Annotated in this window: 18 protein-coding genes; 12 read left to right on the forward strand and 6 right to left on the reverse strand. The window is 64.7% G+C overall.

Features of this window, described 5'->3' with window-relative positions; genetic code table 11:
• The first annotated feature begins 210 nt into the window (after positions 1 to 210).
• Genes J3U95_RS05350 through J3U95_RS05360 form a run of 3 tightly spaced genes read left to right on the forward strand, consistent with a single transcriptional unit; the run spans position 211 to position 2919 of the window.
• A complete protein-coding gene (locus J3U95_RS05350) occupies positions 211 to 1374 on the forward strand; it encodes a sialidase family protein (RefSeq protein ID WP_208277602.1) in 1164 nt (387 codons plus the stop codon).
• On the forward strand, positions 1374 to 2093 hold the full coding sequence (locus J3U95_RS05355; RefSeq protein ID WP_208277603.1) for a hypothetical protein: 720 nt from the start codon (positions 1374 to 1376) through the stop codon (positions 2091 to 2093). Before J3U95_RS05350 ends, J3U95_RS05355 begins: the two co-directional genes overlap by 1 nt.
• Positions 2094 to 2097: 4 nt before the next feature.
• The gene (locus J3U95_RS05360; RefSeq protein ID WP_208277604.1) at positions 2098 to 2919 is read left to right on the forward strand and encodes a hypothetical protein; all 822 of its coding nucleotides are present in this window, start codon (positions 2098 to 2100) and stop codon (positions 2917 to 2919) included.
• A gap of 86 nt (positions 2920 to 3005) precedes the next feature.
• On the opposite strand, the gene J3U95_RS05365 is transcribed toward J3U95_RS05360, so the two are convergent.
• Positions 3006 to 3899 (reverse strand): LysR family transcriptional regulator, encoded by an 894-nt coding sequence (locus tag J3U95_RS05365; RefSeq protein ID WP_208277605.1) that lies wholly within the window; start codon positions 3897 to 3899, stop codon positions 3006 to 3008.
• A 93-nt stretch (positions 3900 to 3992) separates the two neighbouring features.
• Here J3U95_RS05365 and J3U95_RS05370 point away from each other — a divergent pair, with 93 nt between their 5' ends.
• Entirely contained in the window at positions 3993 to 4424 is a 432-nt protein-coding gene (locus J3U95_RS05370; RefSeq protein ID WP_208277606.1) for a PACE efflux transporter, read from the forward strand.
• Between the two features lie 7 nt (positions 4425 to 4431).
• Here J3U95_RS05370 and J3U95_RS05375 read toward each other — a convergent pair whose 3' ends face one another.
• Positions 4432 to 4884, reverse strand: coding sequence for a YybH family protein (locus J3U95_RS05375; RefSeq protein ID WP_208277607.1), 453 nt, complete (start codon positions 4882 to 4884; stop codon positions 4432 to 4434).
• A 124-nt stretch (positions 4885 to 5008) separates the two neighbouring features.
• Here J3U95_RS05375 and J3U95_RS05380 point away from each other — a divergent pair, with 124 nt between their 5' ends.
• The 3 genes from J3U95_RS05380 to J3U95_RS05390 are packed head-to-tail and all read left to right on the forward strand — an operon-like array spanning position 5009 to position 6468.
• On the forward strand, positions 5009 to 5446 hold the full coding sequence (locus J3U95_RS05380; protein WP_208277608.1) for an antitoxin Xre/MbcA/ParS toxin-binding domain-containing protein: 438 nt from the start codon (positions 5009 to 5011) through the stop codon (positions 5444 to 5446).
• A gap of 3 nt (positions 5447 to 5449) precedes the next feature.
• The gene (locus J3U95_RS05385; protein WP_208277609.1) at positions 5450 to 6136 is read left to right on the forward strand and encodes an RES domain-containing protein; all 687 of its coding nucleotides are present in this window, start codon (positions 5450 to 5452) and stop codon (positions 6134 to 6136) included.
• Between the two features lie 11 nt (positions 6137 to 6147).
• Positions 6148 to 6468 carry a DUF2288 domain-containing protein gene (locus J3U95_RS05390; protein ID WP_208277610.1) on the forward strand — a complete coding sequence of 107 codons (321 nt, stop codon included), beginning with the start codon at positions 6148 to 6150 and terminating at the stop codon, positions 6466 to 6468.
• Positions 6469 to 6507: 39 nt separating this feature from the next.
• On the opposite strand, the gene J3U95_RS05395 is transcribed toward J3U95_RS05390, so the two are convergent.
• Positions 6508 to 8490, reverse strand: a complete 1983-nt coding sequence (locus J3U95_RS05395) for a bifunctional 2',3'-cyclic-nucleotide 2'-phosphodiesterase/3'-nucleotidase (protein ID WP_502572560.1) — start codon at positions 8488 to 8490, stop codon at positions 6508 to 6510.
• Positions 8491 to 8643: 153 nt separating this feature from the next.
• Between J3U95_RS05395 and prfB the strand changes: the two genes are divergently transcribed.
• From prfB to lysS, 3 genes are all read left to right on the forward strand, one after another.
• Positions 8644 to 9748, forward strand: a protein-coding gene (gene prfB, locus J3U95_RS05400; protein ID WP_109343710.1) for a peptide chain release factor 2 whose coding sequence is annotated in 2 segments (ribosomal slippage) — positions 8644 to 8724 and positions 8726 to 9748 — 1104 coding nt in all. Because the reading frame shifts where the segments join, the coding sequence is not laid out codon by codon here.
• A gap of 15 nt (positions 9749 to 9763) precedes the next feature.
• Positions 9764 to 10429, forward strand: coding sequence for an HAD family hydrolase (locus tag J3U95_RS05405; RefSeq protein WP_208277612.1), 666 nt, complete (start codon positions 9764 to 9766; stop codon positions 10427 to 10429).
• Positions 10430 to 10455: 26 nt separating this feature from the next.
• On the forward strand, positions 10456 to 11994 hold the full coding sequence (gene lysS / locus J3U95_RS05410; protein WP_208277613.1) for a lysine--tRNA ligase: 1539 nt from the start codon (positions 10456 to 10458) through the stop codon (positions 11992 to 11994).
• A 132-nt stretch (positions 11995 to 12126) separates the two neighbouring features.
• On the opposite strand, the gene ppnN is transcribed toward lysS, so the two are convergent.
• A complete protein-coding gene (ppnN, locus tag J3U95_RS05415) occupies positions 12127 to 13533 on the reverse strand; it encodes a nucleotide 5'-monophosphate nucleosidase PpnN (RefSeq protein ID WP_208277614.1) in 1407 nt (468 codons plus the stop codon).
• A 323-nt stretch (positions 13534 to 13856) separates the two neighbouring features.
• Here ppnN and J3U95_RS05420 point away from each other — a divergent pair, with 323 nt between their 5' ends.
• Positions 13857 to 15305, forward strand: a complete 1449-nt coding sequence (locus tag J3U95_RS05420; protein WP_441295262.1) for a peptide MFS transporter — start codon at positions 13857 to 13859, stop codon at positions 15303 to 15305.
• A gap of 60 nt (positions 15306 to 15365) precedes the next feature.
• Here J3U95_RS05420 and J3U95_RS05425 read toward each other — a convergent pair whose 3' ends face one another.
• A complete protein-coding gene (locus tag J3U95_RS05425) occupies positions 15366 to 16265 on the reverse strand; it encodes a LysR substrate-binding domain-containing protein (protein WP_208277616.1) in 900 nt (299 codons plus the stop codon).
• Between the two features lie 105 nt (positions 16266 to 16370).
• On the opposite strand from J3U95_RS05425, the gene J3U95_RS05430 reads away from it, so the two are divergent.
• A complete protein-coding gene (locus J3U95_RS05430) occupies positions 16371 to 17282 on the forward strand; it encodes an NAD-dependent epimerase/dehydratase family protein (protein WP_208277617.1) in 912 nt (303 codons plus the stop codon).
• Between the two features lie 54 nt (positions 17283 to 17336).
• On the opposite strand, the gene J3U95_RS05435 is transcribed toward J3U95_RS05430, so the two are convergent.
• Positions 17337 to 19607 (reverse strand): OPT family oligopeptide transporter, encoded by a 2271-nt coding sequence (locus J3U95_RS05435; protein ID WP_208277618.1) that lies wholly within the window; start codon positions 19605 to 19607, stop codon positions 17337 to 17339.
• Between the last annotated feature and the right edge of the window lie 60 nt (positions 19608 to 19667).

A 19667-nucleotide genomic window follows, 5' to 3' on the forward strand; every position in this document is an offset into this window, starting at 1 on the left:
GGGTGCAATGACGCGGTTTTGGGCGTCGATTTCAGCCAGTTAACGCCCCTGCCTGATGTGTTTTCCGCCGCTTTCCGGTACGATAGCGCCTTTGCTGGCCGGCCATATTGCGTCGGCAATCCCGCAGCGACATCCTCGCTCCCCGGGACTTTCGATGCTCGAACCCGCCGGTGCAGGTCGCAACTGCTGGGTTCCCTCTACTGGAAGCGAATGGAGAATCCCCCGATCCCTCGGCCGCGCCCCCGCAATCTCGTCTTGCTCGGCTGTGTGCTCCTCGTGCTGCTCATGCTCGGCGCCGAGGGCCTGCGCTGGAGCCGCAGCGCCCACGCCGCCGCCCAGCCAAGCCTGGCCGGCTCCACGCACGGCGGCGCGGTCACGCTCACCGAACTGTCGAGCACCCATATTCCGGCGCCGCATGGCATGCCGTCGGCCCACGCCAGCTCGATGACGCCGCTGCCGGGCAACCGCATGCTGGCCTTCTGGTGGGCCGGCAGCCGCGAGAGCGGCCCCGACGTCAAGGTGTACGCCTCGACCTGGGCCAATGGCGCCTGGAGTGCGCCGTGGATGGTCGCCAGCCGTGAATCGCTCGGCGCCGCGCTCGGTTTCGGCGTGCGCCGCATCGGCAATCCGGTCGCCTGGACCGACCGCGACGGCAAGATCCACCTGTATGTCGTGGCCACCGGCCTGGGCGGCTGGGCGGCGTCGCGCATCGCCCACATCGTCTCAACCGACCAGGGCGCCAGCTTCCGCGTACGCCGCGTGCTGCCGACCTCGCCGCTATTCAACACCAGCGCGCTGGTGCGCACCTCGCCGCTGGCGCTGAGCGACGGCGGCTGGTGGCTACCCGTCTATTTTGAAATCGGCAACAAATATCCGATGCTGATGGCGTTCGACGCCCAGGGCAACCCGACCTCGCTGGCGCGCATCGGGAGAAGCACCTCGACCCTGCAACCGGCGATCGTGGCGGTGTCGAAGACCGAGGTGCGCGCCCTGCTGCGCGACGACAGCGAAGCGCGCCGCATGCAGCACGCCGCCAGCCTTGATGGTGGCGCCAGCTGGCAAGACCTGCCGGCGCTCGACCTGCCCAACCACAATACTTCGATGGCGGCCATTCGCCTGTCCAGCGGCCAGTTCCTGATGCTGCACAATCACGCCGCCGACGACGCCTCGGCGCGGAGCGTGCTGCGCCTGTCGATCTCCGACGATATGCGCACCTGGCGCACGGTGGCCGACATCGCCAAGGGCCAGGCAGGCGACGAATTCTCGTATCCGACCCTGCAGCAGGTCGGCGACGAACTGCACGTGACCTACACCTGGCAGCGCCAGGCGATCGCCCACCACCGCTATCGCATCAATGCCGGAGGGACCATTTGATGAACCTGCCGGATCTCTCGACGCAAATCCTCTACGGCCGCCTGGGCTGGGCCATCGTCCTCGCCACCCTGGTGTGCGCGCTGTGCCGCCGCTCGGCGCCGATGTCGCGCGTGGCGCTGGCTTCAGTGATGGCGCTATCGCTGGCAGCGATGGCCCTGCCGGGCGAACTGTCGCCGGCCTGGTGGCTGGGCCTGGCCTTCCAGTACCCGAGCGGACTGCTGGTCGGCTGCTGCCTGCTGCGCCTGGCCGAGCGCTGGAACGGCATCCGCCGCAGCCAGGTCATGCCGCAGGCGCTGGCCGGCGTGCTGGTCGTCAGCGGCGCCCTGCTGTATCTCGACGCCGTCGGTTTCCTCGCGCGCGGCTTTTACTATGCCGGCTTCGGCCAGGCCGCCGCGCCACTGCTCGGCATCGCTGCCGCCATCGTCTGCGTGCTGGCCATCGTGCGTGGCCATGCGCGCGGGCCGGCGGCGAGCCTGCTGGGCGCGCTCGCCCTCTTCGCCCTGCTGCGCCTGCCGACCGGCAATCTGTGGGATGCCCTGATCGACCCGCTGCTGTGGGCCTGGGCCGTGGCCGCCCTGCTGGCCGCCGCGCTGCGCCGCACCGGACGCCGCGCTTCCGACCGCCGGCAGGAAGCTGAACCCGATCCGGTCCCAACGCCGGGGTCAGCCCCAGGGCTGCAGCCGCTGGCGACCGAACATTTTTCGTCTTTGAAGGAGTAATTTAGTGGTAGATAACAAATGGTACAAGCATCCGGTGATCATCTCGGCCACCATCATCAACGCATTCTGCCTGCTGCTGGCCCTGATCTGGGCCAACAATCCGCATGAACTGTCGCGCCTGCTGGTGGAAGACGGCATCGTCGAATGGATGCAGTTCCTGGCATTTTCCCTGACGTCCGGCCTGCTCGGCTACGTCGCGATCGACCGTTACAATACCGAGGGGTTCAATCTCGGCGTGCTGGTGCTGGCGGGCCTGACCGGCCTGGTCGCCCTGGCCGCGCTGGAAGAAGTCAGCTGGTTCCAGCGCGTCCTGCAGATCCAGTCGCCGGAATGGTTCCTGCAAAATAACCGCCAGGCCGAAACCAATCTGCACAACCTGGGCTTCGGCGAAGAAAGCCTGCACAAGGCGGTGCTGCTGAAGATCATCGTCATCACGGGCCTGATCCACAACCTGTTCCTGCCGCTGCTGGCCCGCAAGCGTCCGGCGATCCGCGACTTCGTCGAGCGCTTCGGCCTGTACCTGCCGCCGCTGGCCGCCTCGGTGCCTTACCTGGTCCTGGTGATCCTGTCGCACCTGCTGGTCGACCATCCACGCAAGGGCGAGCTGGGCGAGACCTTCGGCGCGGTGCACTATATGGCCACCGTGTTCGGCGCCTACTTCGTCGGCGTCGCCTATAACAAGAAGCCGCTGTTCGAAGGCATCAACGCGCGCCGCGTGTCGGTGCTGTTCACGCTGCTGATGTTCTACCTGTTGATGATGGGCTGGGTACTCAGCGCCGGCGCCGGCGCCGATGCGGCCATCGCCGCGGGACTGGGCGCGGACTAGGCGAGCCAGGCGCGCGCCCGCGTGCCAGAGCAAATCTCCGGGTCGGCCAGCACCACCGCGCCGACCCGCACAATTTCAGTCCTTTATCAGCCGCCGGCTTGCCGATACTCGCTGAACACCTCTCCCATAAAATCCACCACCGCCCGGATACGCGCGCTCGTGCGCAGGCTACTGTGCATCGACAGCCAGATATCTTGATCCAGCTCGGGAATATGGGGGATCGCGGCGACTAGGTTTTCCTGGTCGGTGGCGAGAAACGTCGCCAGCACGCCAAGTCCGGCGCCATGCGCCACGCCATCCAGGATCCCGAGCCCGTAACTGCATCGTATCCACGGTGCTGGTGCGCCAGGCAGCGCGCGCAGCCAGCGGTCGGACTGGAATTCCGCGCGCGGCTCGTCGAAGCCGACGAATGGCAGGCTGGCCCAGTCGCGCTTCGCCAGCGCGGGCGCATGGACCGCCGCCACCTCTCGGCTGCAGTACAGGCCAAATGACAAGGTGCCGACGCGGCGCGTGACCAGATCGAGCTGTTCGGGCCGGAATGGCCGGATCGCGATATCCGCTTCGCGCCGCGCCAGGCTGTACGGCCGGTGCGAGGTCACGATCTCGATCTCGACGTTGGGATATTGATCGTGGAAGCGCGCGAAGCGGGTCGTCAGGAAATACGACAGCCACTCATCGGTATTGATGCGCACGATGCCCGAGGCCGCATGCGCGTCCTGCCGGTCGCGAGTGCGCTCAATTTCCAGCGCGATCTCGCCCATCTGGCCGGCCCAGGCGATGATGTCGGCGCCGAAGGCGGTCGGCACGCAACCACCCTGGAATCGTTCGACCACCTTTTGTCCGAGCGCTTCTTCGAGGTCGTCGAGCCGGCGCGACAGCGTCGCCGGACTCAGGCCGGCCTTGCGCGCCGCACTGCGCAGGGCGCCTTCCTGCACGATCAACAGCAGCAGGCGCAAGTCATCCCAATTGGTGTGTTTCATATTTGAGGCATGATGCCTCGAATTTTCCTCTGTGCATATATTTATCGTGTGTGCCATGATGCTGCCCCCACGTCTTCACATAGGTTGTTTTGTATGCGTACTTTCCGCGACCGCGTTCGGCACGCGCTCCTGTTCGAGGCCGTCGCCCTTGCCATTTTCATCCCGGGATCGGCCGCGCTGTTCGACCAGCCGGTCGACCACATGGGCGTGATCGGCGTCGCCTCCGCCACCATCGCCACCGTCTGGAACTTCGCATTCAATATGGGATTCGACCGGGCCATGCTGCGCCTGCGCGGCAGCATCGACAAGACGATGGCGATCCGGGTCGCGCATACATTCCTGTTCGAGGCGGGGCTGGTCGCGATGCTGATCCCGCTGATTGCCTGGTACCTGGGCATCGGCCTCTGGGCGGCGTTGCTGATGGACCTGGCCATCGTGACGTTCTACCTGGTGTATGGCTTCCTGTTCAACCTGGCGTATGACCGCGTGTTTCCCATCACGGGCACGGCGCCGCACAGCGCATGATGTCGTGTCAGTGCGCCTGGCTCCTGCAGTCGCACCCGCGGTCGAACACGACCGCCCATCTCCCCGGCGCTTCCAGCCGCCAGACCGTGTTGAAGCTGCCGATGCGGCGGCCCACCGCATCGCGGATCGGCCCGGTGCTGTATGCCAACGTGCCCGACTCGACCACTTCCACCTGCTCCGGCTCCCACGAGAACGGCGGCTGCTGGCCGTCGTAATAGCGGCGCCAGGCTTTCAGCACCGCGTCCTTGCCGCGTTGGGCATCGTCGCCCGCCATGAACACCGCCTCTTGCGACAGGTAATGCCCAAAACCCTCGAAATCGCGCGCCGCCATGGTGGCGGCGAAAGCGCGCTCGTGCGCCATCACCTGGTTGCGCAAGTCGTCATGCGACACTCGCGCACGGCCGGCGGCAATGGCGGCGACGAGGCAGACGACGATCAGGGATAGCGAACTGAGGCGCATACAGTAGGATGAAAACTTTGCTGTTTGGCAATTGAGCGATTCTGTCATGGGGCGGCCCGCTTGACAACCGCCCCTTGCACACTACCCTGAAACGGAGTATAAATACTCCAAGAACGGAGGAATCATGAGCCTGGCCTATGCCTATCCCAAGAGCCGCTTCGAACCGGCGACGCTGGTCGACCTCAATTCGCGGGCCGAGCGCGCGCGCTTGTCGCAATCGGCCCTGAAGGGTTTCTTCCGCCTCGCTGCCTCCTGGAACCTGCGCGACGAGGATGCGCGCGAACTGCTCGGCGGCCTGTCGTCCTCGGCGTTCTACGACTGGAAAAAGAACCCCGACCGGCTGCTCGAAGTCGACCGCATCACCCGCATCTCCTACCTGCTCGGCATCTATAAAAGCCTGCACATCCTGTATGGCGACAAGCTGGCCGACGAATGGATCCAGCTGCCCAATACCAACCCCATTTTCGCCGGCCGCACGCCGCTCGCCTTCATGCTCGGCGGCGGCCTGCTCGCGATGCAGAGCGTGCGCCGCCTGCTCGACGCCCGCCGCGGCGGCCTGTGATCGATGGGTAATCTGCGGCCACGGCTGACGCCCCTGCGCCAGAACGACACCTGTCGCCTGATCCCCTCGCGCTTCGCCGACATGGAAGACTCGGTGCTGGCGCCGCTGGCCGAGGGCGACGACGTGCTGCGCGACCTGTTCGACCTCGATAACGCCACCAACGATCGCCTGCGCGGCGAATCCGGGCTGTTGCCGGGCATCGGCGTGGACGAACTCGTGTTCGGCGTGCCGAACTTCCGCATCATCAATGCCGCCTTTACCTATGCGCGGCCCGAGGGCAGCCGCTTCAACGACGGCGACCGCGGCGCCTGGTATTGCGGCTTCGACGCCGACACCTCGCTGGCCGAGGTGATCTTCCACAAGACGGTGGAATACGCCGAGATCGACCGCTTCGACGACAGCGTCACCTACCAGTGCCTGCTGGCCGATTTCAGCGCCAGCTTCCATGACGTGCGCGGCATCGTTGCCTACGAGGACTGTCTCGACCCGGGCAGCTACGTCGCTTCGCAGGCGCTGGCGAGCGAGTTGCTCGAGGGTGGGTCGATGGGGGTCATCTACCCCAGCGTGCGGCACCCAGGCGGCACCTGCCTGGCGTGCTTTCGGCCAGCGCTGGTCGGCAATGTACGCAAGGCGCAGACCTATCGGTTAACATGGGCGGGTTCGCCGCATCCTGCGGTCGAGATTCTTTGAACAGATTCACGATGAAAACCAAACCCGAGAAAGACACCGAACTGCACGACAAGATCAACCGCGAGACCGGCCGCATCAAATGGAGCGAGCTGCAACGCCACTTCGCCAGTGGCTCGGTGATCTGGGTCAGCGAAGCATTGGACCTGATCGACGTCGCCCTGCGCGTAGCCCACGACGACCGCGAAAGTGTGGCGCGCTGGATGAACGAAGGCAGCGTGGCCAAGGTCAGCGACGCGCAGGCGCAGGGCTGGCTGGAGGCGGATGAGGTCTTGTGGGCGTCGGTTGTGAGCCCGTTCGTGCTGGTGCAGGCGGAGAAAAAGCAGCTGCACTAAGAAAAACGCCGGCACAATCGCCGGCGTTTTTTGATTCACCTACTTCGACAGGTCCACCGCATACAGCGCGGTGCCCTTGCCACTACCATCGTCGGCCTTCAACTGGCTGACGTTGTCGATCCCCGCCTCCCGGGCCAGCGCGACCAGGTCCGGCGCCGAATGGAACACCACGGGTCCGGCAGTCTTCACCTGGGCAAAGCGCCAGCTGCGCGCCGCGCCCTGGGTCTTGCGGCTCAATTCCTTCGCGCCGCGGATGTAGTCGATCAGGATGTCGCGGTTATTGTCGGGAGAGGCCAGCACCACATTGCTGCCATCCAGGCCCGGGAAGCCGCCGCCGCCGCTGGCGCGGTAGTTATTGGTCGCCACCAGGAATTCCTGCTTTGGCTCGACCGGCTTGCCCTGATACGACAGCTTGCGGATACGGTCACCCGGCGCGCGCGTCACGTCGATCTCATAGCTGACGTCGGGCGAAGTGATGGTGTCGAAATTAAAGCTCGGGAAGCGGCTGTTGACCAGCTCCTGCGCCTCCAGCTTCGCAGGATCGATGGTGTTGAAGCGCCCCGCCGCCGTTTCCAGCCACGCCTTCAGGCCCGCGCCGTCGACCTTGACCACATACAGCGAATTCGGGAACAGGTACAGGTCGGCCGCATTATTCAATGCCAGGTCGCCGGCCGGCACGTCGGTGTAATCGGCCACGGTCGGGAAGCCGGCCTTGAATGGCGCCGTCACCGACAGCACCGGCAGCCTGGCGTACTGCGGCAGGTTGGCCTCGACGTACTTGCGGGCATACCCGGCCTGGGCGCGGTTGACCACTTCCAGTGCCGATGGATCGCCGACGTCGGCGAAATAGGTCGTCATGCGGAACGCCGAACGGCCGACCGGCGTCTTGACGTAGGCGATGGTCGCCTCGTGCTCGGCGCGCACCAGCGCCGTCACTTCCGCATCCGGCTCGACGAAGGTCTTCGGCCCGATCTGGGTCGAACGCGCCTCGACCACGGTCTTGTCCTTCTCGACCGTCCAGCGCTTGCCGCTTGATACCAGGTGAAGCTGGACCACGCCCAGATGCTTGCCCCACTGGCTCGGCATCACGGCCGGCACGCCGTGCACCAGGCCGCGCGCCTTGTCCACGCCCGGCAGGTTGAACTGGGGCACGCTGCTGTCCTTGTTCGGGAACAGCTGGTGCGAATGGCCCATCAGCACCACGTCGACGCCCGGCACCTTGGCCAGGTGCCAGTTGGTATGTTCCATCTTCGGCGAATAGGCGGCGTCGTCGAGGCCCGAATGGCCCAGCACCACCACCAGCTCGGCGCCCTTCTTGCGCATCTCGGGGATGTAGCGCTCGGCGCTGGCCTTGATGTCGACCGGCTTGACGCGCCCCTCGAGCCAGCGCTTGTCCCAGGCCATGATCTCGGGCGGCGTGAAGCCGATGATGCCCACCTTGACCGTGCTCTCGACCCGTTTGCCGTCCTTGCCGGTGGCGACGATCTTCTTGTCGATGATCTTGTAGGGCGCGAACAGCGGCTGGTTCGTCTGCAGGCTGTGGATATTGGCCAGCACGATAGGGAAGTTCGGGCCGGCGCAAGGCTTGGCCTGCGGCGCGACGTCCTTGACCTTGAAGCTGCTGCCGGTGATCTGGTTCAGGAATGGCAGGCCGTAGTTGAACTCGTGGTTGCCCATCGTGCCGCCCTCGTAGCCGAGCGCGTTCATGATCTTGTAGATGCCCAGGACCTGCTCGCAGCTCGGCGGTTTCACGAGCGCCTGGTAGTCGGCGAAGGCCGTGCCCTGGATCGTGTCGCCATTGTCGAGCAACAGCGTGTTGGCGAATTCCTTGCGCGCCTGCTTGACCAGCGTGGCGGTGCGGTCGAAGCCGATCGAGGCGTCCGGCGCCAGCTTGTAGTAGTCGTAGCCGACCACGTTCGAGTGCAGGTCGGACGTCTCGAGCACGGCCAGCACGGCGGTCGAACCGCTCGGGGCCGGGGCGGCGTGGACTGGAAGGATGAGCAGCAGCGGCGCGAAGGCCATGCCAATTTGGTAACGCAGGGAGGAATTCATGAGAAGTTCTGGAAACAAGACGGGGCCGATGATACGGCAGTGGCCACGACCGTGGCAATCCATACGGCCACGTCGGGTATAATCCCCGGTTCGATTCAACCAACTAATGAGACTGCCGAGACCATGGAAGCCGAACGCATCAACGCCATTTCCGCCCTGCTGAACGACCTGACCGGTCGTGAGGCCGAACTTCGGAGGTATCTTTGACTTCGATAAGAAGTCGGAGAAACTAGAACAGGTCAACCAGGAGATGGAAGATCCATCGATCTGGAACGACCCGAAGAAAGCCCAGGAAATGGGCAAAGAGAAGAAGGCGCTGGAAGGCGTCGTCCTCGTGCTCGAGAAAGCCAAGGCTGACCTGGCCGACGCGCGCGACCTGTTCGACATGGCGCGCGAAGAAGGCGACGACGACACCATCGAAGCCGTGTCCGGCGACCTGGATGAAGTGCAGAAGGTCATCGAGGCGATGGAATTTCGCCGCATGTTCAGCAATCCGATGGACCACGCGAACTGCTTCATCGACATCCAGGCCGGCGCCGGCGGCACCGAAGCCCAGGACTGGGCCTCGATGCTGCTGCGTCAATACCTGCGCTACTGCGAACGCAAGGGCTTCAAGGCCGAGATCCTCGAACAGTCCGAGGGCGAGGTCGCGGGCATCAAGACCGCCACCATCAAGGTCGACGGCGAGTATGCGTATGGCCACCTGCGCACCGAGACCGGCGTGCACCGCCTGGTGCGCAAGTCGCCGTTCGACTCGGCCAACGGCCGCCATACCTCGTTTACCTCGCTGTTCGTGTATCCGGAAGTGGATGACTCGATCGAGATCGAGATCAACCCGGCCGACGTGCGCATCGACACCTACCGCGCATCGGGCGCCGGCGGTCAGCACATCAACAAGACCGATTCTGCGGTGCGCCTGACGCACGGCCCATCGGGTATCGTGGTCCAGTGCCAGAATGACCGATCGCAGCACCGCAACAAGGCCGAGGCCTGGGACATGCTGCGTGCGAAGCTGTACGAGCTCGAACTGCGTAACCGCATGAGCGAGCAGCAGAAACTGGAAGACTCCAAGACCGACGTCGGCTGGGGCCACCAGATCCGCTCCTACGTGCTCGACCAGTCGCGCATCAAGGACTTGCGTACTGGCTTCGAAACGGGCAATACCAAGAACGTGCTCGACGGCGATCTGGACGATTTCATCTCCGCATCCCTCAAGCAGAACGTTTAATAAGGTAGAGCCCCGATGACCACTCCCGCCCGCGCGCTGATCTTCGACATGGATGGCACCATCGTCGACAATATGGACTTCCACACCAAGGCGTGGATCACCTTCTTCGCACGGCGCGGGAAAGTCATCGAACCCGATGCCTTTTTTCGCGACACGGCCGGCCGCCAGGGCAAGGAAATCCTGCGCCACTACATCCGCGAAGACCTCACCGACGACGAGCTGGCGACGCTGAACCACGAGAAGGAAGAGCTGTACCGCGAACTGTACGGCCCGCACCGCGCGACCATCCCTGGCTTCGACGACTTCATCGAGGCCGGCCGCGCCCGGGGCTGGAAGCTGGCGGTGGCCACCTCGGCCTCGCCGGGCAGCGCGCGCTTCATCCTCGACGAAATGGACTTGCGTCCCCGCTTCGACGCGGTGGTGGTCGGCACGGTCGAGGTCCCGCGCGGCAAGCCGCATCCGGACGTCTTCCTGAAGGCGGCCGACCGCTGCGAGACGATGCCGGCCGGGTGCATCGTGTTCGAGGACGCGCCGTTGGGCGTGGAAGCGGCGCGCCGCGCCGGCATGCGCGCGGTGGTGCTCACCACCACCCTGCCGGCCGAAGCGTTCGCCGAGTTCGACAACGTCATCGCCGTCGTCAACGATTTCACGCAGCTGGACGTTGAGACCCTGCTGGCCTGAATCAACCAAGACTAGAACACCATAATATGAACACCGAAAACCAAGAACAGGCCCCGCTGCTGGCGGCCGACGAGAACAAGATCATGGCCGAGCGCCGCGCCAAGCTGGGTGCGATCCGCGAAAAAGGCGTCGCCTTCCCGAACGACTTCGTCCCGCAGCACAAGGCGGCCGACCTGGTCGAAACCTATGGCGGCAAGACCCGCGAAGAGCTGGAAGCCGAACCGGTCGCCGTCAAGCTGGCCGGCCGCATGATGCTGCGCCGCGAAGCGGGCAAGAAAGCCGCCTTCGCCACCCTGCAGGATAGTTCCGGCCCGGCCGCATCGGGCCGCATCCAGGTCTATATCGCGCTCGACAACGCCGGCGAAGAAGCGATGGAAGCGCTGCGCAGCTACGACCTGGGCGACATCCTGGGCGTCGAGGGTACGCTGTTCAAGACCAAGACCGACGAACTGACCGTCAAGGTGACCGCGCTGCGCCTGATCACCAAGGCGATCCGCCCGCTGCCGGACAAATTCCACGGCCTGGCCGACCAGGAGACCAAGTACCGCCAGCGCTACGTCGACCTGATCATGAACGAAGAGACGCGCCGCACTTTCAAGGCGCGTACCGCCGCGATGTCGTCGATGCGCCGCTTCATGGAAAAGAACGGCTTCATGGAAGTCGAGACCCCGATGCTGCACCCGATCCCGGGCGGCGCCGCGGCCAAGCCCTTCATCACCCACCACAATGCGCTGGACATGGAAATGTACCTGCGCATCGCGCCGGAACTGTACCTGAAGCGCCTGGTGGTGGGCGGCTTCGACCGCGTGTTCGAGATCAACCGCAACTTCCGCAACGAAGGCGTGTCGGTCCGTCACAACCCGGAATTCACGATGATGGAATTCTATGCGGCCTATACCGACTACAAGTGGATCATGGACTTCACCGAGCAGGTGATCCGCCAGGCCGCGATCGACGCCCAGGGCAGCGCAGTGCTGAGCTACGGCGGCCGTGAGCTGGACCTGTCGAAGCCGTTCCAGCGCCTGACCATCGTTGAGGCGATCGACAAGTACGCGCCGGGCTATACGCCGGAACAGCTGAACGACGCCGAGTTCATCAAGACCGAACTGAAGACCAAGTTCGGCGTCAAGCCGTTCGCCACCGCCGGCCTGGGCGCGCTGCAACTGGCGCTGTTCGAAGAGACCGCCGAAGCGCTGCTGTGGGAGCCGACCTTCATCGTCGACTATCCGGCCGAAGTCTCGCCGCTGGCGCGCGCTTCGGACACCCGTGAAGGCGTGACCGAGCGCTTCGAACTGTTCATGGTGGGCCGCGAGATCGCCAACGGCTTCTCGGAGCTGAACGACCCTGAAGACCAGGCCGCACGCTTCCTGGCCCAGGTGGCCGCCAAGGATGCGGGCGACGACGAGGCGATGTTCTACGACGCCGACTACATCCGCGCGCTCGAACACGGCATGCCGCCGGCCGGCGGCTGCGGCATCGGCATCGACCGCCTGATGATGCTGATCACCGACTCGCCGAATATTCGCGACGTGCTGCTGTTCCCGCACTTGCGCAAGGAAGACTGATAGACGAAAGCCGCCGAAAGGCGGCTTTTTTTCGTCGATCGACTGGCGCTTTGACACTACGGCCGGAGCCCCTCGCACGTCGTCCCCGCGAGGGCGGGGACGACGTGCGAGATGACGCAGCCCGGTGACGCGTTACTGGACGATCGTATAGCAAGGCGTATACGCCTTGCCCGGCAACTTCATGCGGCTCTGCTCGACGAACGACGCCAGCAGCGCATCCATCGGCCCCATGATCTCCGCCTCTCCTTGAATCTCGTACTTGCCGTACTTCTCGATCGCGCGGATCCCCTCTTCCTTCACATTCCCCGCCACCACGCCCGAGAAGGCGCGGCGCAGGTTCGCCGCCAGCAGGTGCGTCGGAATGCCGCGGTGCAGGTCCAGGTTGCGCATGTTCTCGTGCGTCGGCCTGAACGGCTTCTGGAACTCGTGGTCGATCTTGAGCCGCCAATTGTAGTAATAGGCGTCGCTGTTCGCCTTGCGGAAAGCGCGCACCTCCTGCACGCCGGCCTGCATCGCGCGCGCCACCGCGTCGGGGTCGTCGATGATGATCTGGTAGCGCCGCTGCGCCTCCTCGCCCAGGGTAACGCCGATGAACTGGTCGATCTGGGTGAAGTAGTCGCGCGCGGAGGCCGGTCCCGTAAACACCAGCGGGAACGGGATCTCGGCATTGTCCGGATGGAGCAGGATGCCCAGGATGTACAGGATCTCCTCGGCGGTGCCGGCGCCGCCAGGGAACACGACGATGCCGTGGCCGGTGCGCACGAAGGCCTCCAGGCGCTTTTCGATGTCCGGCATGATCACCAGGTCGTTGACGATCGGGTTCGGCGATTCGGCCGCGATGATGCCCGGCTCCGAGATACCGAGGTAACGCCCGCTGCCGAGGCGCTGCTTGGAGTGGCCGATGGTGGCGCCCTTCATCGGGCCTTTCATGGCGCCCGGTCCGCAACCGGTGCAGATATCCATCTCGCGCAGGCCCAGCGCATAGCCGACCTTCTTGGTGTAGTTGTATTCGATGCGGCTGATCGAGTGGCCGCCCCAGCACACTACCAGATTCGGATTGCGCTGCGGCTGCAGCACGTTCGCGTTGCGCAGGATGTGGAAGACGGCGTCGGTAATGCCCTCGCTGCGGGTCAGGTCGAATTTGGGGTTGTCGGTGACGTCGAAGTTCACGAACACGATATCGCGCAGCACCGAGAACAGGTGCTCGTGGATGCCGCGGATCATCTTGCCGTCGACGAAGGCATTGCCCGGCGCATTGCGGATGTCGAGCTTGATGCCGCGCTCGCGCTGCAGGATGCTGATGTCGAAGGACGCATAGCGCTCCAGCAGCTCCTTGCCGTCGTCGATGTCGCTGCCGGTGTTCAGCACCGCCAGCGCGCATTTGCGGAAGACGTCGTACAGGCCGGCCTTGCCGGTTTCGAGCAGCTTGGCTACTTCTGCCTTCGACAGGACTTCCAGCCGTCCTTGGGGCGAAATCAGGGTATCGACCAGTTGCAGGCTTTCAGGTGAAACGAGTGTATCGACTACTTCGTGGGTCATGATCCTGTTTTCCTCTTCTCTTCTAAGAAACGTTACAGCCTTTACAGCAATATACGCCAAACCGCTGCAGTTTGTGGCCCGTGCATGCCCCAAAACCGTGAGTCTGGCAGGGTGCAGTGCACCATCTTCGAACCGTATTAACACATCTGGAAAAAGTTTTCTTGTGATGAAGAATATGCACTAGAATGCGTGCCTATTGGAATGTTCGACCTTCGAACCGCTCCATATAACTATTACTCAGTCATTACATTTTCGGGAGGAACCGCATGAGCGGTGCAGCTACTACACCCGCCAGCCGACCTCTTCCAGAATTCAAGCAGATCATGGGCCACCCAGCACCGCTGTGGATGCTGTTCATGACCGAATTCTGGGAGCGCTTCGCTTTCTACGGCATTCGTTGGGCACTGGTCCTTTACATCGTCGCCCAATTCTACGGCGGCGACGCGGCCGGCCAGGCCGACGCCAACCTCACCTACGGTTCCTACCTTGCGCTGGTGTATGCCGGCGCCGTCTTCGGCGGCTATGTCGCCGACCGCATCATCGGCTACCAGCGCTCGATCCTCGTCGGCGCGATCTTCATGGCCGCCGGCCTGTTCATGATTTCGATCCCGAACCATGACGTCTTCAAGCTGGGCCTGGCGACCATCATCGTCGGCAACGGCCTGTTCAAACCGAACATCTCGACCATGGTCGGCCAGCTGTATGCGCTGAACGATACCCGCCGCGATTCCGGCTTCACCATCTTCTACATGGGCATCAACGTCGGCGCCTTCTTCGCGCCGATCCTGACCCAGATCCTGGCCGAGAAAGTGTTCGGCACCCAGGCCATGCCGTCGTACAAAATCGTGTTCCTGGCCTCGGGCATCGGCATGCTGATCTCGCTGGTCTGGTTCTACATCGGCCGCAAGTCCCTGAAGGGCATCGGCGCGCCGATCGGCGACCTGGCCAATCCGAAGCGCCTGATCTTCACGGTCGTCGGCGCGCTGGTCGTCATCCCGGTCATGTACCTGCTGCTGCAGGCCGGCGCCAACAACCTGCAGGTCCTCCTGACCATCCTGTTCGTCGGCCTGGCCGCGATGCTGGTCATCGAAGGCATCCGCGAAGGCAAGGTTGCGCGCGACAAGACCTGGGCCATGATGATCATCTTCTTCTTCAACATCCTGTTCTGGTGCTTCTTCGAGCAGGCCGGCAGCTCGTTCACCTTCCTGGCCGATAATATCGTCGACCGCGACTTCGGCGGCTGGATCTTCCCGGTCGCCTGGTTCCAGTCGGTGAACTCGGTCGCCATCATCGTGTTCGCGCCGATCATCGCCGCGGTCTGGGTGATGCTGGGCAAGCGCAACGCGAACCCGTCGATCCCGCGCAAGTTCGGTCTCGGCCTGGTGTTCAACGCGCTGGCCTTCGGCCTCTTGATGTACGCGCTGTCGCAGCTGATCAACGACAACGGCAAGATCCCGTTCTGGACCTTGTTCGCGGTCTACGTGATCCAGTCGATCGGTGAGCTGTGCCTGTCGCCGATCGGCCTGTCGATGGTGACCAAGCTGGCCCCGACCCGCCTCGTGGGCCTGGGCATGGGCGGCTGGTTCCTGTCGACCGGCATCGGCAACAACCTGTCGGGCATCTTCGCCTCGCACGTCTCGGGCGAGTCGGGCATGTCGGTGGCCTCGGCACTGGGCGGCTACAGCTTCGGCTTCTGGTCGCTGCTGGGCGGCGGCGTGCTGCTGCTGCTGCTGGCGCCGGTGATCCAGAAGCTGATGCACGGCGTGAAGTAAGCGCGTCCGCTTCAACTGAAAACGGCGGCCTTCGGGCCGCCGTTTTTCATGCCTGGCCGCTTACCGGTAATCGAGATGCGCGCTCATGGCCGCCATCTCGGCCACCATCCATTCGCGGAAACGCCGCACCTTGAGCATGTGTTCCTTGTGCGGGTTGGCGAGAAAACGGTAGCCGTTCGCGAACGGCACGCTGCGGCAGGGAATCAGGCGCAATGCGCCCGAGGCGATGTCCTGGAATGCGATCCCGTAGGGCACCAGGGCCACGCCCTGCCCCGCTACCGCCGCCTGCACCAGCACGCCCCAATGGCTGTAGGCGCGCGAGAAATCGTAGTCCCCTTTGAGCGCGCGGTTTTCGTTGAGCAGCTGCAGCCAAGCTTCGGGCGAGTGCACGATCAACAGGCGATGCTCATCCAGGTCGCCCAGCGTCAGCGCGGCCTGGCCCGGCGCCAGCAGCTCGGGACTGTAGGCCGGCACCAGCCGCTCGCGAAACAGCACCGTCGGATCGCCGTCCGTGACCGGACCATAGCGGATCGCGACGTCGGTGCTGTCGGCCTGCAGGTCGACCGGCGCGTCGTTCGAGTCGAGCCGGATGTCGAGTTCCGGATACAGTTTCGTGAAACGGTGCATGCGCGGCACCAGCCACTTGATCGCGAACGAGTGGGTAGTGGCGATGCGCAGCACCGCCTCTTCGTCGCCGCTCTGCAAGGCGGTGACCTTGGCGCGCAACTCGCCCAGCATGCGGGCGGTGGCGATCGCCAGCTCCTGTCCCTTCTCCGTCAACGCGATGTGGCGCGGATGCCGCACGAACAACGCGAAACCGACATTCTCTTCCAGCTGCTTGACCTGGAGGCTGACCGCGGCCGGGGTCTTGTGCAACTCGTGCGCGGCCAGCTTGAAACTGCCCCAGCGCGCGGCGCACTCGAAGTCGATCAGGCCGGACAGGCTGCGCAAGGCTTTCACATGGACCTCATGGCTAAGTTTTTCTTATTCATTGTAACGAATTTTTCTCGTTTGATGAATTGTACTGCTCCGAGGAAAATAGTAGTGATCACACAAGGAAACACCATGCCCAAGAATATTCTCGTGATCGGTGGAACCCGGTTTTTCGGCAAGCTGCTGGTGCAGCGCCTGGTCCGGGCCGGCCACCACGTCACCATCGCCACCCGCGGCTACGCACGGGATCCTTTCGGCCAGCGCATTACCCGGGTGCGCGTCGACCGCCGCAACGAGCACGCCATGCGCGCCGCCTTTGCCGGCCTGAAGTTCGACATCATCTATGACCAGATGTGCTATTCGCCGCTGGACGCCGCCATCTCGAGCCGCGTCTTCGGCGGCAATGTCGGCCGCTACGTCATGACCTCGACCATCGACGTCTACCGCGCACTGGAGCCGCAGTCGCAAGCCTTCGACGAAGAGTCGCTGCACGTCGACGCCCAGCCGATCGATACCGCCTATCCATGGCACGATCCGGCGCACGCGGTCGACAGCTATGTCGCCGGCAAGGTGCAGGCCGAAGCCTATCTGTACCGCGCCGGCAGCATGCCGGTGGCGACCGTGCGCCTGGGCCACGTGCTGGGCGGCCCGGACGATTTCACCGGCCGCCTGGCCCACTACGTCGACCTGGTGCGCCAGGGCGTCGTCCTGCATTACACGAACGCGAAGGCGCGCACCTCCTTCCTCGAGGCGCGCGAGGCGGCCGACTTCCTCGCATGGGCCGGCGCCCAGGACTTCACGGGGCCGGTGAACGCGGCGGCCGACGGCGCGCTGTCGGCCTACGAGCTCCATGGCTGCGTGGCGGCGGCGCTGGGCGTCGCGGCGCGCACGCGCAAGGTCGCTGCAGGCAGTCCATCGCCGTTCGACCTGCTCACGCCGCTGATGCTCGACACCGGCCGCGCAACGGAGCTCGGCTACCGCTTCAGCCATACCGGCGACTGGATCGACAGCGCGATCCGCCAGCACGATCTGGCCCACGTCTGAACCACATCCCGTCAAACGACAACGCCGGCTCGAAGCCGGCGTTGTCGTTTGCGCTCAGGCCTGTTTCGCCTTCTCGCGCGCCACCCACCACAGCAGCAGCACGATCGCGCCATACGGAATCATGCTCAGCCAGTTCGCGCTCGCTCCTTCGAAGAACGGGTTCGAGGCCTGGGCCCAGGCACCGATCGCGGCGTCGAAGTCGGTGAAGACACCGGCCGTGATGGCGATGATGATGCCCGCCAGCGCGCCGCCGGCGATATAGCCCGAGGCCAGCAGCACGCCCGCGCTGCGGTCGCCCGCCGCCTGGCGCTCTTCTTCGTTCAGGTGCGCATTCTGCGGCAGCTTGTTGTTGCGGCGATCGGCCAGCCAGCGCACGGTGCCGCCGATCGCGATCGGCAGGGTCGCCACCAGAGGCAGGTAGACGCCGACCGAGAAGGCCAGCGAGGCGATGCCCGCCATCTCCAGCACGATCGCGATCATCACGCCGAACAGCACCAGGGTCCATGGCAGTTCCTGGTCCAGGATGCCCTTGATGATGTAGGACATCAGCACCGCCTTCGGCGCATCGTATTTCTTGACCTCGGTGCCGTCCGGACGCGTGCTGTGGTGGCCGTTGATGCCCGGATCGACCAGGTATGCCACCTTGCCCGCGGCGTCGACGAAGTATTTGCCGGCCGGGCCGCCCACCGTGTCCGTCTTGTGCCAGACCTTGTAGGTGTTGGGGTCGTCCTTGGCCTGTGGCCCCTGCAGCTGCGCGGTGTCGGTCAATGTCGTGGCGTCGACCGTGAGGCCAGGCGCCACCTGCGCCGCCGGCACGTAGACGGTGCCGGCTTCGTTCAGCTTGAGCAGGATCGGTCCCAGGATCAGGGCCGAGGCGAAGGCGCCGCACAGGATCGCATACTGCTGCATGCGCGGCGTCGAGCCGACCAGGTAGCCGGTCTTGAGGTCTTGCGAGGTGGTGCCGGCATTGCTTGCGGCGATGCAGACGATGGCGCCGACCGACAGCGCGGTCACATAATACTGGCCGCCGGTCCAGCCCATCACCAGGAAGATCAGGCAAGTGAACAGCAGGGTCGCCACCGCCATGCCCGAGATCGGGTTCGACGACGAGCCGATCTCGCCGGTCAGGCGCGAGGACACGGTGGCGAACAGGAAGCCGAACACCAGGATCAGCACCGCACCGAGCACGTTCATGTGCAGCGGCGTGGCCAGCGAGATGATGGCGATGATGGCCAGGCAGCCGATCACGACCCACTTCATCGGGATGTCGCGGTCGGTGCGCAGGGACACGTCGCCTTTCGACCCCTGCCTCACGCCGGCCAGCCCGCCGCGCAGGCCATTCCAGATCGTCGGCAGCGAGCGCGCCAGCGAGATCAGGCCGCCCGCCGCCACCGCGCCGGCGCCGATATACAGGATGTAGGAGGCGCGGATGTCGTCGCCCGTCATGTCGCGGATCGGGATCGTGGCCGGCGACAGCGGCACGGTCGCCAGCTCGCCGAAGAACTTGATCATCGGGACCAGCAGCAGCGAAGCCAGCACCCCGCCGGCCGCCATCGTGTAGGCGATGCGCGGGCCGATGATGTAGCCGACGCCCACCAGTTCGGGCGAGATCTCGGCGCCGATGCTGCCGGTCTTGAGCGGCGCGCCGAACTCGAAGTTGATGGTGTCGCGCCAGCCCTTGAACGACACGCTCAGGGTTTTATAGAGGATGCCGATGCCGAAGCCCCCGAAGATCAGCATCGCGCGCCGTTTCGCCGTCTTCATGGCCTCGCTGCCTTCCGCGCTTGCCGGATCGCGCACTTCGCCTGCCGCTTCGCGCGAAACGTCGGTGGCGGCCGCCTTGAGCACCTCGGCGCAGGCCGTGCCTTCCGGGTATTTCAGCTCGCGGTGCTGGTCGACGATCAGCGTGCGGCGCAGCGGGATCATCATCAGGATGCCGAGCAGGCCGCCCAGCACCCCGACCAGCATCACGCGCGAGATCTCGAGGTCGAAACCGAGGATCATGATGGCCGGCATGGTCACGCCCAGGCCGAAGGCCAGCGATTCGCCGGCGGAGCCGGCCGTTTGCGCCACGCTGTTCTCGAGGATCGTCGATTCGCGCGCGCCGAGCTTCTTCGCCATGCCGAACAGCGTGATCGCGATCACCGCCACCGGGATCGAGGCGCTGACGGTCAGGCCCACCTTCAACACCAGGTAGAGCGAGGACGCGCCGAAGATCATGCCCAGGATGACGCCCATGATCAGGGCGCGCGGGGTCATCTCTGGCAGCTGGGCGGTGGCGGGGATGTAGGGCTTGAAGCCCGCCGGTTTCGAGTCGAATGGCATGGAATTCCTTCGTTGCGGATGCGGCCCGCCATGCCGGCGGCGGACCCAAAGCGAGAATAT

It is taken from the genome of Massilia oculi (assembly GCF_017582745.1).
GTDB lineage: Bacteria > Pseudomonadota > Gammaproteobacteria > Burkholderiales > Burkholderiaceae_D > Telluria > Telluria oculi_A.

Coding starts and splice junctions, on each gene's coding strand:
- J3U95_RS05350 (WP_208277602.1), top strand. CDS start 211: ATGGAGAATCCCCCGATCCCTCGGCCGCGCCCCCGCAATCTCGTCTTG.
- J3U95_RS05430 (WP_208277617.1), top strand. CDS start 16,371: ATGCCCAAGAATATTCTCGTGATCGGTGGAACCCGGTTTTTCGGCAAG.
- J3U95_RS05385 (WP_208277609.1), top strand. CDS start 5,450: ATGGGTAATCTGCGGCCACGGCTGACGCCCCTGCGCCAGAACGACACC.
- J3U95_RS05375 (WP_208277607.1), bottom strand. CDS start 4,884: ATGCGCCTCAGTTCGCTATCCCTGATCGTCGTCTGCCTCGTCGCCGCC.
- J3U95_RS05420 (WP_441295262.1), top strand. CDS start 13,857: ATGGGCCACCCAGCACCGCTGTGGATGCTGTTCATGACCGAATTCTGG.
- J3U95_RS05435 (WP_208277618.1), bottom strand. CDS start 19,607: ATGCCATTCGACTCGAAACCGGCGGGCTTCAAGCCCTACATCCCCGCC.
- J3U95_RS05365 (WP_208277605.1), bottom strand. CDS start 3,899: ATGAAACACACCAATTGGGATGACTTGCGCCTGCTGCTGTTGATCGTG.
- ppnN (WP_208277614.1), bottom strand. CDS start 13,533: ATGACCCACGAAGTAGTCGATACACTCGTTTCACCTGAAAGCCTGCAA.
- J3U95_RS05380 (WP_208277608.1), top strand. CDS start 5,009: ATGAGCCTGGCCTATGCCTATCCCAAGAGCCGCTTCGAACCGGCGACG.
- J3U95_RS05395 (WP_502572560.1), bottom strand. CDS start 8,490: ATGGCCTTCGCGCCGCTGCTGCTCATCCTTCCAGTCCACGCCGCCCCG.
- J3U95_RS05370 (WP_208277606.1), top strand. CDS start 3,993: ATGCGTACTTTCCGCGACCGCGTTCGGCACGCGCTCCTGTTCGAGGCC.
- J3U95_RS05390 (WP_208277610.1), top strand. CDS start 6,148: ATGAAAACCAAACCCGAGAAAGACACCGAACTGCACGACAAGATCAAC.
- lysS (WP_208277613.1), top strand. CDS start 10,456: ATGAACACCGAAAACCAAGAACAGGCCCCGCTGCTGGCGGCCGACGAG.
- J3U95_RS05355 (WP_208277603.1), top strand. CDS start 1,374: ATGAACCTGCCGGATCTCTCGACGCAAATCCTCTACGGCCGCCTGGGC.
- J3U95_RS05405 (WP_208277612.1), top strand. CDS start 9,764: ATGACCACTCCCGCCCGCGCGCTGATCTTCGACATGGATGGCACCATC.